Raw genomic sequence first — 17301 nt, 5'->3', positions numbered from 1 at the left:
ACGTACGCAGGAGAAGACGAGACGATGGCACTGCTCACCAAGCTTCGAACCTCACTCGGGACCCCGAACAAGGATGAAGCGCGTCCCGAGCTCACCGACAAATTCTCGTCCGACGCGCCGGCAACTGCCGTATCCGTGGCAAGCGGGCAGGATCCGGCCGGCGGAATCGCCGACCAAACACCCTCGGAGGCCAGGCTCGGCTGGTGGCGACGCCGCCAGGAGGCGAAGCGTCTCGAGGGAAAGTTCGAGTCGTACCCACACCTGCTCGCGCTGAAGCCCAAGGAGAAGTACCTCTTCCGGTCGGACTACTTCCAGGTCGACGCCTCGGTCGGCTGCGTCCTGGCGTTCTTCCACGACATGGCCGCCCACGACAGCTTCGGCCCGTTCTGGGGCATCGGGCGCATTCCCGATGGCCTCGACGAACGGGTGACCGCGGTCGTACACGAACAGGTCGCACGGATGACCGACAAGTGGATCGACCAGTACACGAAGCAGTCCGAGAAGCTCGACAACCTCGAGGCGGGCGAGCTGGTCGACGGCGGTACGACGTCCTCGAAGCTCAAGGCGAGGAAGGTCGCCGGCGACCTCGAGGCCACGATCAGCGAGATCCAGAACGGGGCGGCGTACCTGTCGGTGCAGAACAGGCTGCTGCTCAAAGCCCCAGACCTGGCAATCCTGGAAGACAGCATCGATCGGATCTCGCGGCTCTACATCGACCGTTTCGGGACGCTCAAGGCCGCGGCGTACGCCGGCGAGCAGCGCCAGGAGCTGTCAGGGCTGCTGAAGAAGAACGACAAGAAGCGCGGCCGCGGATTCCACTTCACCTCCACGGAGTTCGCCGGCTCATACTCGCTCGTCACGAACGGCCTCAACGACCGCAGCGGCGAGTACGTCGGCTACATGGTCGGCGACGTGAACAACTCGGCGGTGCTCTTCGATTCCAACGACTACGACCACCACGTAGTCATCGCCGACGGTGCGACCTCGGACTATCTGAACCGCGCACAGATCTCCGACCTGTGGTGCTCGAAGCTGTCCCAGTCGTGCCTGCTGAACAACGGCCGCGTGGTGCACCTGGTCCTCGACGGCGCGGAACTGGACAGGCTGGGGCCACGCTTCGACGCCCTGACGTCTCGCGTCGACCTGAACACAGGTGACGTGAACATGTTCGAGATGTTCGGTGAAGAGGCTGACGAACTGCCGGTCTTCGCGGCGCAGATGCAGAAGCTCGCGCTGATGTTCGAGCAGCTCTACGAGTCTGCCGATGGCGGTGTCGGGTCGATCATCCGCAACGAACTGGAGAAGACAGCGACACAGTTCTACGTCGACCAGCGCATGTGGGTGCGAAATGCCAAGGCCCAGCGGCATCGCCTGCGCGTCGTGGGCATTCCACACGAGCAGGTGCCGCGCCTGCAGATGTTCGTCTCCTACCTGGACACCGAGCACAAGGCCCTGCTGAACTCCGACAAGAACGACCCCGACCAGCTGCGCGCGTACAACGTACTCAAGAGCGTCGCGAAGAACCTGCTCGACAACAACGGTGACCTGTTCAACAACCACACAGCCGCCGCGGTCGACGGCATCCGCAACGCCAAGCGCGTGATCTACGACTTCTCGAAGCTCCTGCGTCGCGGCCGCGGTGTCGCGATGGCGCAGCTCGTCAACATCGTCGGATTCGCGGTCGGCAAACTCGAGCGCGGTGACACAGTCGTGATCCACGGCGCCGAGAACATCGACGACCGCGTCACGGGGTACATCGAGATGCAGCTCAAGCAGCTCTACCAGCGCGGCGGCCGGGTCGTGTTCAGCTACAACGACATCGAAAAGATGCTCGCCGGCGTGAAGTTCAACAAGTTCGACGCCGCCGACTACACGATCTTCGGCTCGATGCGGGACAAAACCGTGGCCGACTACCAGGAACTGCTGCACCAGCGGATCCCACCCGACCTGGCCCAGCTCATCACCCGCAAGGGCGAGAACCTGAGCTACCTGCGGCGTGGGGTCTCCAACGTCGTGTTCCACCTGGACCTGGCGCTGGGCATCAATCCGAACCGCGAGAAGCAGCGCCGCACGATGCAGCGCGCCGCGCGACAAGCCGCGGACGCCGCCAGATTCGACGCCGTCATGACCGACAAACCGGTCCCGGGCGCCAACATCACCCAAGCGGGCGGCGGCAACGACTCGGGGAAGGACACGACGGCCCCGAAGGACGGTGCGCCGCCAGCGCAGCTGCGGAAGAAGTTCCTCGGTGCCGGATCGCAGCCGACGGCCCATCCCTGCGATCCAGGGTTGCAGAACACGCAGACCTCGATGACGAGACAACCAGACCGGAGAGCGCCATGACTCGACACAGCACGCCGACGGCATCCGTCATGCGGCTGCCGTCCTGGATGCGGACCGTCGCAGGCGGACTGCTCGCGGCTCTGCTCGCGTCGCTCATCGTGCTCGCGGTAGCGCCGCTGGCGTACGCCGACGACCCGAGCAACAAGGATCAGAAGGACTACAGCCTCTACCACCTCGCGTCGAACGCAAGCGTGTACTTCAGTGAGAAGAGCGCCCCTGAGAACGGCGGGAAAGGGGTTGGCGACTCCTGGAAGACCGTTGTCGCCAGTCCCGCCCAGGCCGGCTCGATGCTCGGTTACGCCGATGACGACGGCTTCGTGAAATGGCTGTTCTCGACCATCTCGGGCTCGTCACAGACGATCAAGTACGACGCGCTCGACAGCGCACAAGCCTCCGGCATGAAGGACTACGCCCACTTCGGAGCAGCCGCACACGACCTCGGCTTCGACGGCATGATGTCGTCCGCGGGTTTCGACCCGATGATCCACGCGGTCGGCGGCTCGCTGATCTGGCTGGTCTACGCACTGGCCATGGGGGTCTCGTTGCTGTTCTGGATCTTCATCCAGATCCTGAAGCTCCTGAACCCTTTCCTCTGGTTCCATGACGGCATCGCGGCAGTGTCCCCGGCGTACAAGACGTGGGCCGACGGCATGGTGACCACATCGTCAGGCGTCAACACGACACCGGAAGCTCTCTCGGGCCTGTCGAGCTTCGTGTCCCAGTGGTACGGCACACTCGTGTCGCTGTCGTGGGGAGTGCTGGTGCCGCTCTTCATCGGCTTCCTGCTACTCGGGTTGGTCTTCTTCAAGAAGATGGAGCGCGGCAGCGCCATCAAGAAGGTTGCCGTACGCATCGTCTTCATCGGCGTCGGGCTCCCTCTCATCGGCGGGATGTACACCTCGATCCTCAACCAGTTCGACGACTCCCTGCTCTCACAGAGCTCAGGCCCGACCAAAGTCGTGCTCTCCACCTACGTCGACTTCGACGCGTGGATGAACACGAACCGCCTCCAGGTGCCGGCGAACGCCTCGATCACCTGGGACGCAAGCACCGGGCACGCCCAACCCGTCTCGGTGTTCTCGGCCCGGAACTCCGCACTCGCGATCAACGCACAGACCGGGCAGTTCCCCGGAATCAGCGCAGGCGAGAAGATCAGCGACGCCGGTAGCGCCTGGGCCAACAGCACCCCGCGGCTGAAGGACAACGACACCGACAAGAACACCGTGTTCGCCACACTGGGCATGCTCGGCCGCTACCTCCAGGGCCAGACGGTGAACTCATCGGACTTCGAATCAAACATCCAGGGGGCGGTGACCGCGATCGACCCGAAGGATGTGGACTGGGACTTGAAGAAGGACTGGTTCCTCGGCAAGAGCTACAAGGACTCCCAGGACTTCGGCGACGGCAACAAGCCAGTGCCTCCGAACGAGCACCCGCTACTCGCGACGAGCGGATCCGGCCTGACAGCCAGAACCGACGGCGCAAGCACAGAGTTCACCTCGACCAGTGGCAACACCAAGTGCGGCTTCACTGTCGTCGAGCCGAACACCGACGGTAAACCGGCCGACTGCAACTTGTCCCCGCTCAGCGCCTACAACTACCTGAACACCGAGTTCAACACGGACTCGATGACGATCTTCTCGTCCAACAAGGTGACCTCGGGTTTCACGCGTTCGTTCCACTCTTCGGTGGCTCAGGTCGGCAGCGGACCGGCTTCGTTCATGTACTGGGCCAACACCTTCACCCTCCTGAGTTCGATCACACTCATCGGAATCTTCTACGGCGTCGGAATGCTCACCGGTGCTCTGCGCCGGACCTTCGGCACCGTCGCGGCAGTTCCTTTCGCCACCCTGGGTGTGATGGCCGGCATCGCCAAGGTCGTCATCTACTCGATTGCCATGATCCTCGAAGTGCTGGTCACACTGTTCCTCTACCAGTTCGTCTCGGAGCTCCTGGTGTCGCTGCCGCAAATCATCGAGGGCCCGATCGCGAAGCTGGTCAGCAGCAACCCGACCAGCTCAGGCCGCGGTTTCGCGAACATCTTCAGCAACCCGGTACTCGGCTCGATCGCCGTGGTCGTGATGACGATCGTGTCGATCATCCTCATCATCGGGGTGACATTCACCCTCTTGCGGGTACGCAAGACGGTCCTCAAGGCACTCGACGAGGCCGTAACCAAACTGGTCGACAAGTTCCTGGACACGACCACCCCGCCCAAGCAGACCAACGGCGGTCTGATGCCCGCGATCGCCAACGGCCTGGGCGCGGGGGCAGGCATGGCCGCGGCCTCCGGCATGATGGGCAAACTGGGCGGCAAGCCACCCAAGACGGGCCCTAGTAGACCCACGAGCACCGGCCAGCCCGGTACAGCGACCACGAACGCCGGCGGGACCAATGCTGGCCTGTCGCTAACAGGCAAGCAGCAGGGCGAGCTCACTGGCGGCGCTCCAGGCGAACTCGAGAACCGCTCACCCGGACCGATGCTCCCACCCTGCGACGGCGGACCCGCAGGCAGCCCCATTGGCCACAGAGGCCCAGGCGGCCGCGGCGGACCTGCTTCCGGCCGCGAGCTGCCAGCTGGGTCAGATGCGGACGGTTCCAGAGGGACCGGAATCGCCGGTGGAGCTGATACGCGCAACGGCACCGACAGTGCAGGTAACGGCAGGACCGGCCACAGCCACTCATCCGTGGCTGACACAGGTTCACCGATCGCGACCAGCGAAAACAAGCCATGCACGCGCAGCAATCGCTCACAGAACGACCGCGACCTCGCCGAAACCGTCACTCACCAAGGTGGCCTGACAGATCTGGGCGTCGGCCCAGATAACCAGAGTCATCGCAGGTCCCCTGGCCAAACCGGTCCGTCGACAGGTCAGAAAATCAGCAGGCCCAACAGCGGAAGTAGCGACAGCTCGGCGGGCAACGCCCACGGCCGGCCGAACGGCGCTGGCAGGCCCCCGATCATGCCTCCACGCGGCTCTGGTCCGAGCAACAGCAAAGCAACGACGATGCCCAGCGAGGGCGAGTCGCCGCGCATCCCCCGTCCCACACGCGCACCACGTATCGAGCGCTCAGCCAGCCCACCTGTTAGCACATCCCCGCGGCAAATCAGGAAACCCGACTCAGCTCCCCGTATCCGCGAAGCCGCACCAGCACCGCAGCCGCTCCAGCAAGACAAGTCGACGCGGCCAGCGAGGCCCGCCCCGGAGGCACCGAAGCGCCGGGGCAGGAGGCAGGACTCGTCGAGCGAGTAACTGAAGAACCCCTTGGAGCAGTTCAAAGCTCCAAGGGGTTCTTCTTATTCGGGGCCGCTGCCCTCAGATCGCCATCAGCCACACATTGGCTGGTACGACTCCAGCGCCTTGTCCTTGTCCACCCTGGTGTACTGCTTCCCGTCGATGTCGACGGTGTCACCGCTCTTGCTCGTAGTCACTTTGCCGGTGCCCTTGCCGTTCGACCAGATGACCTGGTCGCCTTCTTTGCTTAGCTCACCGGACGAGGTCGGCTCGCTGTCGATGACCGCGTTGCCCTTCTTGGCGTCGTCGCAACCGAACTCGTAGTAGGTAACCGAGCTCGCGTCGATCACGAGCTGGCCATCCTTGTCGTAGTACTCACCACTCAGGCCGTCCGAGCCGCCGCTGCAGCCGGTGAGTGCAAAGGTAAGAGCCGAAAGCACCGCAGCAGCCGGGATCACGACACCTTGCTTCCGGAGTCGGATGCTCCTGACGATCATGTTGTCGGCCCCCTCGTGCCTCGGTCGCGCATGCCTCTGCGACACGCGGCCTCCTGCGCCTATCATTCCATACGCAAGATTTTGGTCAGGTACAGCGCGTCACAGGCGGCTGACCGCCAGGGACTGTCTCCAGGTGAGCGGACCAGCCATTCGGGATGGCACCATGTGCCCCATGCCCACCGATGTTGTACATCACCTGTACCGGCGCCGAAGCGACCTGGTCCCCTACTGTGGTGTGACGCCCGCTCGAGATCAAGCTACGGGCGATTGGCACACCGGGCACGGCCGCGACGACCTGCTGGCGTGTGTCGAGGAGGGTCTGCCGGTATGCACGACGTGTTTGTCGCCCCAGGCGCTCGGGGGATTCACGCCCTTGATCATGGACAACGAGCAGTAGCTTCGCCGTCGGCGCTCAGGAACTCCGCTGACCTTCTCGCGCCTTGTCCGGGATCAAGACGACGGTGTGGAAAGCCCAGAACAGCAGGCGTTGCCGCTGGTGGTCGACGCAGATGACCCATTCCAGTCGGCAGTACCGAGGTCAGTCTCGCCGTGCGTTCCTTGGCCTCCAATTCGGTGTCACACAATGCCGCGCCGGATCTCTAGCGGCTGGGCGCCGCGTTCCCACGTCGCTTGCGCAGTACCTCGCCAACCTGGCGAATCGACTCGCTGGCACCGGTAGGCGTCATGTCCGTAAGGTAGCGTCTCCGCACCCTTGGGGCCGCGTAAGGCAGTCCGAGTTGGTCGGCAAGAGTTCGGACGCACGCGTCCTCGTTGCGGTTGCCACTTGCTCGGATGAGATCACGGCCTACCAGTCGGAGTACGCGTCTCTGCCGGGCGTTCCAGAGGCTCTGCGGTATGAGCCGAGGTGACGGGCTCAGAACGGCAACCATGCCAGGTAGCCGGCCGCGCACGAGGACGCGACTGCTCATCGGTCGGAAGTACTTGGTCCACTGCCTGAATCGGCGCCGGTATCGAGCACGCTCAAGAGGGAGCGCGACGTGCCTATGGCCGATGGGAGCTGATCCAACATAACGCTCGTGGCCGAACACAAATCTGGAGTAGGTCGCGAGGCTGCGCCATACCTTGCGTTCCGATTCGGCGAGACCACCGAGTTGGGTTGCTACGAACCTGACGGCTTTCACGTATGGAGCCGCGAGCTGAATGCCAGCCATCGCACCTGCCAGGGTCAACAGAACCCCCTGCAGAACTCCTGTTGTGAGGAGGCTGAGCACGATCAGCACACCCGCCGGGAGCAGCGAAAGTACGAGGTAGACGCTCCACCAGTGGGGACGGGGCCGATAAGGCACACGCAACAACCCCGCGAGTTCCCGCATCGGATCCGCGAAGGAGACCCAGCCGAGCGATCCCAGCGCCGTCAGCTCGTCTTGCCCAACCTCACCGTCGATCATGGCTAGGCGTTGGGCGAGCCGCCAGTCATCCAGAGGCACGAGTTCAGGCGAATCCGCTTGCTTCGAGTTGATGGCGGCACTCCACCAGCTCAGTCGATCCGACTGGTCGCGGAGATTTGTAGCCACGTCCGGATCCGGGTGCCACCACCCGAGAGCATGTCCCTGGCAAACTGCCACGAGTTCAGGCAATTCCGTCTGCTTCGAATTGACGGCGGCACTCCACCAGCTCAGTCGATCCGACTGGTCGCGGAGGTGCGTAGGCACGTCCGGATCCGGATCCCACCATCCGAGAGCGAGTCCCCGGCGAACGGCCTCCAGGTCGTGTGGGACGAACGGCGGTGTCTCGCCCGCAGCACTGGAGGTATAGATCTGAGATCGCAGCTCAGCGATGAGCATCTCCGCCTCGCTGTAACTCAGGCGAGCGGTCGCGGCGAAAAGCCAGCAATGCTCGGGGGCTCCCTTCAGCACATGGCTAACTGCTGCGCGTCCGTACGCTCCGATCATCCCGTCCTCGCCGACCACGGACGAAAGTACAGCCAGGTAGTGCTTCTGGATGCCGGTCATCCTGGAAGGTTCGCTCATCTCTACTTCTTTCGATCCTGAAGCACGGCGATGTCAGTACCCCGCGCAGACCACATGTTCACGAACAAGCGATGCGTGTCGCGTTCGACGGCATCGAGCACCGCGCGGTTCCATTGCGGAAGGCAGCACGATAGCGGCGTCGTCCTGGAGTCCTCCACACGAAGATGCGCTCAGCGGACCGACCGCTGAAATTGCAGCGAGTGGCACTGAACCTGGCAGCCTGCATCCGAGTGCCCAGGCACAGTTCGATGCCGCGAGAGTCCAAGGGAGGGCCCAGAATGGTGCAGCGGCTCACCGGTGAGGACCCGGAGGAGATCGGCCGCTACCGGCTCATTGCTCGGCCCGAGCAAGGCGCTTCGCGGACCAGTTCGATGACGTGATCGCGGATTCCAAACCCGTGCATTACGCGTTCTTCGTCCGTTCTTGGATAGGCCACCACGCCTACCGGATCCTCCTCACCGCGTACGCCGCTCAGCTCACCGACACAGCAGCCGACAAGCTCGTCGCACTCCCCAGCGGCCTCGCCTATAGGCTCGATCTCAGCTGGACCACGACCGTCCTGTACGCCGGCCTCGCACTGATCCTGCATGCCCGCGGCCCGCTGTGTGAGCGCTGTATCGCCGAGATGTCACTCGACGGATCCGCCCGAGCCGAGCAATACCGCCGCAACCTAACGACGGTCCATCGGATCCGAGCTCGCCCTCTGGGCTGCCTCGTGATCACGGCCTCGGCCATCGCGCTGGTTATCCTTGCTCGTCACACAGGCCTGATCTCCAAGCAGGTCAAAACGCTCCTGTTCGCCACGCCCGCCATGTGGATCTTTCTGTCGCTCTCTCGCCACTCACGGCTGCAGCCGTGGTGCCCCCAGTGCCGCGGCGACGGCGGCGGCCGCTACCACCGCGCGGCCACTGGGCCGAAACCACGTCTAGCACTGAACTCCTGAGGCCCGGACCAGGTTCCAACAGCCTCGTTTCGCGCCCGCCGCAGCGAGGTGGTTCCGCGAACCTTCCAATTGCCCGTACCTCCTTGACAGCCGGCTGGCACGAACCGTCGACGCCAGAGCGAGGCGCTACTCGCGCCACCCCACGGCCTCAAGCGCGGCCAGGTCGGGCGAGAGCGAGTCTGGCTTCCCCTACCGATCAGTCCGGTGTCAGGTGTGCTCGCCCGCGACCGCACAAGGGCACACGCCGATCCCAACGAGCACGAACGCGAGACAGAGCCACCATCCTGATCACCCGATCCCTCCAGACGCATCCCTGAGGGTCCAGCGTTTCGGCGTCCAGGCGTCGCCCAACTGCAGCGGCCGGCCGTCTCCCAGCAGATCATCGAGCCGGACCTGCACTGCTCGATACCCCACACCCACGTCCAGCAGGTGAGGGCACGTCCCGGCCGCGAGCCGCAGGCACCGTTCGTGCATAGCGGCATCGCTGCTCACGTCGCCGCCGGCATCAACCAGCACCCACGCGGCCGACGGCAACGGCAGGCCGCAGACCTGGCACCACCACTGGTTCTGGCAGCGCAGCAACCGCTCACCATCTGTCGCGCGCCACCACGGCCGGCCTGCCGTCACCGGCACCAGGTACGGCACCGGCCGGCTCTCCATGACCGGCCTCGGCCAGCCCTCCGGGTTTGCGGCCTCGTCGAACAGGTCGTCACGATTTTTCTGTGCCGCCCAGATCGGAACAGCGAACTCCGCCGCGAAACACTGCTGATTGACGCACCTCAACAGCTCACCGTGGTAGCGCTCGTCCCAGTACAGACCGTGCTCGCACGACGAGCACCAAAACCAGTCCTGCGGGTCCTCCAGCCACGGAGGCTCGTCGCCAAGTTCATGTGGCGAAGGCCGCGGCATCCTGGTCACCGGTCCTCCGCCAGCGATGGAAACCGATCGAATAGCTTGTCGGTCGTGAGCAGCTGGCGACGCCCAATCAACCGGCCCAGCACCTGCAGTCCGGCCGCGTGAGCCTCCTCCGAGGCCTCGCTCGCACACGCGTCGCTCACCACCCACGGGATCGACCCGGCCTCGAAGGCGTCGACGGCGGTCTTCAGCACGCAGGCATCGGTCGCGATCCCTGCGATCACGAACTCGCTCCAACCCCGCGACTGCAGCAGAAGCCGGCCTTCGGCCATGAAGAACGAGTACCCCCGCTTGTCGATCACCGCCGCCGCACCATCAACGAACTCACCCAACTCCGGCACAAGATCGGTCTCTGGAGAGTTCGCGACACGGGTCCAGCCCATCAACTGCTCGAACAACGACCCCGACTGGTTCACGAACCTCGTCAGTACGTACGGCCGACCCGCCGCTCGCCACCGGGTGAGCAGGTCGACAACCCGCGGTACGACGCGCTCCGAGCTCGGCGACACGAAACCTTTCTGCACGTCGACCACGATCAGCACCGCACCGTCCCCAGCCACCCACACAGGATCTCAGGTCCCGGCCAGCACCCCGGCACGCGGTGCCCGCACGGGCAAGGCAGCACCGGGTCACGGCAGGCTGCATACTTGGGCGGTGCCGCCGACGACCCAGCCGCCCGCACCGCGACCGTGCGAAAGTTGCCCCTACCGCCAAGACGTCTTCTCAGGGCTGTGGGACCGCGAAGAGTACGAGAAGCTGCCGCGCTACGACGTCGACACCCCGGCACAACCCAGCAAACTGTTCCTGTGCCACCAGACTGGCCCCGACCACCCGTCTGTACGGATCTGCGCCGGGTGGGCGGGCTGCCATGACGGCGACAACCTCCTCGCGCTGCGCTATGCCCTTGCCCAAGACCGAATCGACGCCACCACCTACCAGGCCAGCATCGGCTACACCTCCCCGGTACCGGTCTTCACCTCCGGCGCCGAAGCCGCAGCCCACGGCCTCACCGACATCAACAACCCCGGCCCCGGGGCGCGCCAGATCCTCGCCAAGCTCAGCCGGACCCGCAGCGACCTCTCCTACCCGAAGGACGACCAGGTGACCACCTTTCGTGTCCCTATCCAGTTGCAGCAACCGCCCACCACCGGCCACCGGTTCGGCTCGGTCACCGACTTCACCGATCAACTGTTCGACCTGCTGGGCGTTTTCGCGCCCATCACTGCTTCGACCGACCCGCGTGAGCTTGCCGAGGCCGCAATCACTCGGATCAGCGATCGGGAGTTCGTTGCCGAAGTCACCATCACCGCCTCGAGCGTCGCCGCCATGACACCGCCCGGACTGATGCGGACCCTCGTCGCCTCGTCGATCGAGCACGATCCCAGCGAAACCACTCCATCGCCGCTCCCGGTGATCGCGGAAGCCGTCGTCGCCCGAGCACTGCGCGGGCTCGGCTACGACGAGCACAACGCAACCATCGACGCCGGCGCCATCACCACCACCGAGCCAACTCCGAGTACCTGAGCCCTGGCCGCTCGTACCCAACAAGCCCGCCGCCCGCCTGCCCGTGCGTACACAACGGCTGCTCCCCGACGGGCCTAGCGTCGAAAGCGACGAAGGGAATGCCCCGATGGAGCAACGGCCCGCACCAGCCCGGCTACCTGATCACGACGTCACCGCGATCATCGACAACTTCACCGAGACTCAACGGCGCGCGATCGCAACCACCCTGGACGACCTGCGCGGGTGGGCGACGCTGCACGGCACGCTGAACAGTTACGACTCCCACACCGGCGCCAAGCTGGATCCACCTGTGCGGCTCGTCGGCTGGTACGACCGTGATCCGCGCAGAGGCCTGCCCGACAACTGGACCGAGCTGTTCATCAGCCTGGGATGGCTCGACCTGTCCCGGAGCGCATACGGCACCGCCTGGTTCCCGACCACAGCCGGCCTCGCGATCCGCGACGAGTGGCTACCCGCAGAACTCCGAAACCGCCGCGGCTAACAACGCCCTACCGGATCACTTCTCACGGCAATCGCCGGTGATCGCCCGCCTGATGTGGGAGAGTCAGACCATGGTGACCAGCGACGATTTGCTGCGCGGGATCGATGACATCGACTGGGGCAGGTTGCGGCACCTGGAGGGACACGCGGACGACGTTCCCCGCTTGCTACAGGACCTGGCCGACGCCGGCCAGCGCGAGCGCGAGTGGGCGTTCACGCTCTTGTGGGACCGGTATCTGCGCTGGCCTGGCGGGGACGACAACGCAGGGCCGCACACGGTGCCGTTTCTGGCCCGGATCGCCATCGCAGCGGCCGCGCCTGAGTCCCGCTTGTGTGCGCTTCAGATCCTGCAGCAGCTGGCCGTCGGTCACGACGGGCGCCACGAAGATCTGCGGGTCGGAACCGACACCACGACCGCCCGGGCGGAGGCCGCGGCCGATGCAACTCGTAGCAGCTGGCCGCGATCTTACGAGGCCGTCCGCGCAGAACTGCCCGGCCTGACAGCCCTGCTGGGTGACCCAGACGCCGCGGTGCGGGCCCGGGCCGCGCGCCTCTTGAAATGGTTCCCCGGCCAGGCCGCGACCAGCGGGCCCGCACTTGTCGCCGCTCTGGAGGCTGAGCCCGATCCCACGGTCTGTGCCGCCATCTTGCTCACCTTGGCACTGATCGGTGATCGGAGCTGTGCCGCTGCTGTTCACTGGCAGCTGGACGCACCCAGCCAGATCGTGCGGTGGACGGCCGCGATCGCCTCGGCCCGGATCATCACTACCCACACCACCCGGCACCCCGAAACTGGGCCTGCGGGGTCTGCTGTGGGCCCCGGTGACGACGAGGCACGCCGAGTGGTCGCCGTCCTCGCCCAGTTCGCTGCCGACGACAACTATCCCCTGCATCACCGCGTGGGCGGCCCATTGGAGTGGTACACAGCCCAGATGCTGCTGGCCTTGGCCGGCCGCGAGGAGCTCGATGACCTGACCGATGACATCGTCACCGCGCTGGGCGACTGTCTGCGCAAGGTCGACGTCAGCCTGGTTGCCGACCTGGCCGCTGAGGCGGTGATCCTCGCATTCGGCTCCACGCCCCAAGTGGCTCCTCGGGCGTTCGCCGACCTGTCCCCCGTCCAGCAACACCTGATCGTCTGTCTCGGTGACAACGCGGGGGAAGGCTCGAGCAGCAACCGGCACCCCAGCCACCCGCCGTACGTCTACGAGCATCCTGAACACCGGCCCGCTCTCACCCGGCTTGCCGCTGTACTGGCCGATGCCGGACTGCCCGGCCTGGGCGATCCGCGGCCCCGTTACGAGCCCCTGCGCCTCTACGCCGGTCTCCCCCTCACCTTCTGGACAAGCCGCCAGACGGGCTAACGCGTAGGCGATCAGGTGGTAGCGAGCGCGATGGTGGCCAGTGGTCGCCAGGTGTAGATGCCGGCGGTAAGGTCCTGGTCGACGGCCAGCAGATGGACCTGGTCGACGCTGAACGTGACCGCGGCCGGGTCGAGGGCATTGAGGTCACCAATCAGCGGGTCGGAGTCGGCGTTGGTCAGGCCGTAGCCGAGGCTGGCGTGCGGCCGCTGCCCGGCACCTTCGGGGCGGACCGCGTCGCTGCCAAGCACCTGGCTGATCGCGGCGCGGGCCGCGGCCACAAGCGCGGTGAACTCCGGCGAGGCAGCCACGTCTGCAACCCCCGCGACGGCAGCGAAGCCGCCCGGTGCACCGACGCGCTCGAGAAACGCTTCCACGAGTCCTGGTCGACCCTGACCTTCCGCACCCCGGCCGAGATCACCTCACTGCTCCCCGGCCTCGAGCTCGTCGGATCAGGGCTGGTGCCGCTGTACCAGTGGCACGCACCAGACAGCGATGAAGTGTTCGAGGACACCGACCGCCACGCCGACGCCAGCTACATCCTGTACGCCGCCGGAGCCCGCAAACCCTGAAACTCCCCCGTACCGTCGCCCAGTCAGTGGGCTAGCTGGCGTCCACTACGCGGGGTGGATAGCGGCCCTGGGAGCGGTGGCCAGCGACGACGCAGTGGTTGTGAACGTTCGGCCGTCGGTCAGGCGGAAGTCGACGTTGTCCTGGTCACGTACGGCAGTGATCACCACAGGCATGCCTTCGGCCAGGTCGAGTTCGGGCTCATCGTCCAGGAACACGGCCGCATGGCCGGGGCGCAACAACTCAACACTCATGGAGACGATGTTCTCCCGATGAACACTTGAACACCAACCCCTGCCGGCGGCCGGGTGGCCTGCCCAGCCGCACGGGGGACGACTGGGCAGACCGGTCTACCGGTAGCAACACCGTCCACGTTCAGGTCCGGGACGGCAGCTGGTCAGATAATTGAGCAGTTGCTCGTCACCGTCCTCGGACGCGGCCGCCGGGGGCATGGAGATGATCGTGCACAGGCCGCGCAGACGCCGCACCAACTCAAACGCTGCGGCCTCCGCTCCCAAGCCCTGCCTTTGCTGATGATGTCGCCTCATAAGTCCCCCGGCCCTCCCCCTTGCCAGCTGTATCGCGCCCGGGACCGGTGGCGTTTCACATTGCTGGGTGTCGAACCGGTAACGGCTCACCGTCGCCGGGCGCGACCGCGCCGACGGGCTGGGTAGCTTGAGCGGCATGCCCCGCCCCGGCTCCAGCCCTCCCGACCCGTCTGAAAGGCCCGCGACCTATCGTGAGGTGTTCGCGGTGGCGGAGTTCCGGTGGCTGTGGGCGGCGCTGATCGGGTCGGTGATCGGGGACCAGCTTGCCCGGGTCGCGCTGGCGGTGCTGGTGTTCGACCGGACCGGGTCGGCCGGCTTGTCGGCGCTCACCTACGCACTGACGCTGCTGCCCGACGTAGTCAGCGGCCCGCTGCTGTCCGGGCTGGCCGACCGGTTCCCTCGCCGCCGGGTGATGGTCAGCTGCGACGCCGCCCGAGCAGTCTTGGTCGCGCTGATGGCGATCCCCGGGACGCCGTTGTGGATCCTGTGCGTGCTGCTGGTCGCGGTGCAGTTGCTCGCGGCCCCTTTCCAGTCCGCTCGCACGGCTTCGATGGCATCGTTCATGACCGGCGACAGCTACAAGGCAGCCACAGGGGTCTCGGCGATCACCGGGCAGGCCGCCCAGCTCGCCGGGTTCGTCACCGGCGGAACCGTCGTCGCCGCGCTCGGCGCGAGCCAGGCTCTGGGCCTCAACGCGGCCTCGTTCGCGGTCTCAGCGGTCCTGCTGCAGCTCGGCATCAGGGAACGTCCAGTGCCTGGCAGCGACGACCCGGGCGGGCGGCCGGGCTGGTGGGGGTCGCTGTCGGCCGGAGCCCGGCTGGTCTGGGACGACCGCAGGCTGCGGTACCTGACCGCGCTGATCTGCGTGCCAGGGTTCTACATCACCGTCGAAGGCCTCGCCGCCCCGTACGCCGCGGCCGTCGGCGGCGGGCCGCTCGCGGTCGGGGTCTTGTTCGCGGCCAATCCGGCCGGGCAGGTGGTGGGGATCTTGCTGTCGTCTCGGCTGGCCCCTGCGCGGCGACTGGCATGGATTGGGCCGCTCGCGGTCGGGTCGTGCGTTCCACTGATCGCGTGCGTAGCCGCGCCGGGGCTGTGGGCGACGGTGGCGTTGTGGGGATTGTCCGGGCTGTCCGCGTCGTACCTGGTCACCGCTCAGGCCACGTTCGTGCAGGACATCCCTGACGCGCAGCGGGGCCAAGTCATCGGCCTGGCCCGCACTGCGCTGATCGTCTCTCAGGGGATCGGGGTCCTGGCCGCCGGAGCTGCGGCCGATCGTTGGCAGCCGGCCATGGTCGTGGCCGCTGCGGGTGTCCTCGGCGTCGCCTTCGCAGCCGGTGCCGCCCGCGGCTACCAGCGCGCGGAGCGTGCCGGTCAACCGGGAAGGCCGGGGGCGTGATGGCGAAGCGTTCGGTCAGGCCGATCAGGGCCAGTCGTTGTTGCGCATCGCGACGCACCTCCTCCCGTGATCCGGATCGCCCGCCGGTCTGATCAACGCAGTGACATTGCGTAATATCGCGTTTACGCTGACCGTGAGGACGAATGTGGGGTTGGGGGAAACGTTCATGTCGAGTATCCGCCATTGGAGACCGAAGCGCAGGCGCCGTCGCGAGAACGATGCGACCACGGCTGCCCGGTCGCCGCGGCAGTGGGCGCTGTGGTCCGCGCCGTCGGTCGTGGTGGGCTACGTGCTCGTCGTCGACGTGCTCGCGATCGCTGTCCTGGCCGCCTCGCTCACCGGAGCAGATACCACCTCCGGTGACTGGATCCGGTTCGCCGTCCTGGCAGCAGGGTCAGCGGTTCACATCGAGGCAGGACGTGAGATCGAGCGGCTGCGGTGGAGCGCGGCCGAAGGCTCCACCTACGTGAACCTGAAGGCGATGTGGGTCTTCGCCGCCGTCCTGGTCCTACCGTTACCGCTGGCGATCGCGATCATCGCGCTGAGCTACCTGCATTCCTGGATCCGGCTGCGGCGCAGCAAACCGCACCGCGTCGTGTTCTCCGCCTCCACCGTCGTCCTGGCCTCAGCCGCCGCCACGATCTGCGTCGCCACGATCAACCCCGGGGCGCACCCCGGGTACGCCGGTGGCCTGATCGGGCTGATCGCTGTGACCGTCGCCGCGCTGGCGTACTGGTTCATCAACTACGCCCTGGTCGTCGGAGCCGTTCTGCTGTCCAACCCGGACAGCACAGCCCGCAAAGCCCTCGGCCGGCTGTCCGACCAGTTCATCGTCGCCGGTGCCATCGGACTCGGCATCACCGCCGCCGTCCTGCTGGTCTACCAGCCCTGGCTGACCGTCACCCTCGTCATCACCATCCTCGGACTCCACCGTGCCCTGCTTGTCGGCCAGTTCCAGTTCGCAGCCCGCACCGATCCCCTCACCGGCCTCGCGAACGCCGTGTTCTGGCACGAGATCGCCAGCAAAGAACTCGTCCGGGCCGAACGCACCCCCAGCCCCCTCGGCGTGCTCTACCTCGACCTCGACCACTTCAAGACCGTCAACGACACCCACGGACACCTCGCTGGCGACCAGGTCCTCAAAGCCGTCGCGCGCGAACTGCGCGACGAACTCCGCACAGACGACCTCATCGGCCGACTCGGCGGCGAAGAGTTCGCCGTGCTTCTGCCCGGCACCGGGCCGGCCGAGACCACCGCGGCCGCAGAACGGATTCGCCGCCGGATCGAGACCGTCGTCGTGACCGTCACCACCGGCCGCGGCCACGTCCCGCTAGATCAGCTGACCTGCTCGATCGGTACCGCCACGTATCCGGACGCCGGACTCGCGCTCGACGACCTCCTTCTCGCCGCCGACGCTGCCACTTACGCCGCGAAGCGCTCCGGCCGCAACCGGGTCGTCGCCGCCCCTGTCTCTGAACTCGACTGACCGGCTAGGAG

General features: G+C 66.1%; 14 protein-coding genes. 9 read left to right on the top strand and 5 right to left on the bottom strand.

The window, feature by feature from the left end:
* Positions 1–24 precede the first annotated feature (24 nt).
* Together E1261_RS00275 and E1261_RS00270 are read left to right on the top strand one after the other, a co-directional pair.
* Positions 25–2343 carry an RNA-binding protein gene (locus tag E1261_RS00275; protein ID WP_132399829.1) on the top strand — a complete coding sequence of 773 codons (2319 nt, stop codon included), beginning with the start codon at positions 25–27 and terminating at the stop codon, positions 2341–2343.
* Positions 2340–5597 carry a hypothetical protein gene (locus E1261_RS00270; RefSeq protein WP_132399827.1) on the top strand — a complete coding sequence of 1086 codons (3258 nt, stop codon included), beginning with the start codon at positions 2340–2342 and terminating at the stop codon, positions 5595–5597. The genes E1261_RS00275 and E1261_RS00270 overlap by 4 nt, the downstream gene beginning before the upstream one ends.
* A gap of 74 nt (positions 5598–5671) precedes the next feature.
* Here the strand turns inward: E1261_RS00270 and E1261_RS00265 are convergent, their stop codons facing one another.
* Together E1261_RS00265 and E1261_RS00260 are read right to left on the bottom strand one after the other, a co-directional pair.
* The gene (locus tag E1261_RS00265; protein ID WP_132399824.1) at positions 5672–6076 is read right to left on the bottom strand and encodes a hypothetical protein; all 405 of its coding nucleotides are present in this window, start codon (positions 6074–6076) and stop codon (positions 5672–5674) included.
* A 599-nt stretch (positions 6077–6675) separates the two neighbouring features.
* Positions 6676–8067: a hypothetical protein gene (locus E1261_RS00260; protein WP_132399821.1), complete on the bottom strand. Its 1392-nt coding sequence runs from the start codon at positions 8065–8067 to the stop codon at positions 6676–6678.
* Positions 8068–8443: 376 nt separating this feature from the next.
* Between E1261_RS00260 and E1261_RS00255 the strand changes: the two genes are divergently transcribed.
* Positions 8444–9010, top strand: coding sequence for a hypothetical protein (locus tag E1261_RS00255; protein WP_132399818.1), 567 nt, complete (start codon positions 8444–8446; stop codon positions 9008–9010).
* A gap of 288 nt (positions 9011–9298) precedes the next feature.
* On the opposite strand, the gene E1261_RS00250 is transcribed toward E1261_RS00255, so the two are convergent.
* Together E1261_RS00250 and E1261_RS00245 are read right to left on the bottom strand one after the other, a co-directional pair.
* A complete protein-coding gene (locus E1261_RS00250; protein ID WP_132399815.1) occupies positions 9299–9928 on the bottom strand; it encodes a hypothetical protein in 630 nt (209 codons plus the stop codon).
* Positions 9925–10485, bottom strand: coding sequence for a cysteine hydrolase family protein (locus tag E1261_RS00245; RefSeq protein ID WP_132399812.1), 561 nt, complete (start codon positions 10483–10485; stop codon positions 9925–9927). The genes E1261_RS00250 and E1261_RS00245 overlap by 4 nt, the downstream gene beginning before the upstream one ends.
* Before the next feature lie 94 nt (positions 10486–10579).
* Between E1261_RS00245 and E1261_RS45825 the strand changes: the two genes are divergently transcribed.
* The 4 genes from E1261_RS45825 (at position 10580) to E1261_RS47240 (ending at position 13862) form a co-directional block, all read left to right on the top strand.
* On the top strand, positions 10580–11449 hold the full coding sequence (locus E1261_RS45825; protein WP_202874224.1) for a DUF6283 family protein: 870 nt from the start codon (positions 10580–10582) through the stop codon (positions 11447–11449).
* A gap of 106 nt (positions 11450–11555) precedes the next feature.
* Positions 11556–11930, top strand: a complete 375-nt coding sequence (locus E1261_RS00235; RefSeq protein WP_132399809.1) for a hypothetical protein — start codon at positions 11556–11558, stop codon at positions 11928–11930.
* A 70-nt stretch (positions 11931–12000) separates the two neighbouring features.
* The gene (locus E1261_RS00230; RefSeq protein ID WP_165952285.1) at positions 12001–13293 is read left to right on the top strand and encodes a HEAT repeat domain-containing protein; all 1293 of its coding nucleotides are present in this window, start codon (positions 12001–12003) and stop codon (positions 13291–13293) included.
* Between the two features lie 92 nt (positions 13294–13385).
* On the top strand, positions 13386–13862 hold the full coding sequence (locus E1261_RS47240; RefSeq protein WP_132399803.1) for an SAM-dependent methyltransferase: 477 nt from the start codon (positions 13386–13388) through the stop codon (positions 13860–13862).
* A 45-nt stretch (positions 13863–13907) separates the two neighbouring features.
* On the opposite strand, the gene E1261_RS00220 is transcribed toward E1261_RS47240, so the two are convergent.
* A complete protein-coding gene (locus E1261_RS00220) occupies positions 13908–14114 on the bottom strand; it encodes a hypothetical protein (RefSeq protein WP_132399800.1) in 207 nt (68 codons plus the stop codon).
* Positions 14115–14613: 499 nt separating this feature from the next.
* Between E1261_RS00220 and E1261_RS00215 the strand changes: the two genes are divergently transcribed.
* A complete protein-coding gene (locus E1261_RS00215) occupies positions 14614–15804 on the top strand; it encodes an MFS transporter (RefSeq protein ID WP_238175919.1) in 1191 nt (396 codons plus the stop codon).
* A 166-nt stretch (positions 15805–15970) separates the two neighbouring features.
* Positions 15971–17290, top strand: a complete 1320-nt coding sequence (locus E1261_RS00210) for a GGDEF domain-containing protein (protein WP_132399794.1) — start codon at positions 15971–15973, stop codon at positions 17288–17290.
* Positions 17291–17301 lie beyond the last annotated feature (11 nt).

Source organism: Kribbella albertanoniae, from assembly GCF_004348455.1.
Classification (GTDB): domain Bacteria; phylum Actinomycetota; class Actinomycetes; order Propionibacteriales; family Kribbellaceae; genus Kribbella; species Kribbella albertanoniae.
Note: the sequence above shows the minus strand (reverse complement) of the source record. Positions and strands in the feature narration are given on the sequence as shown.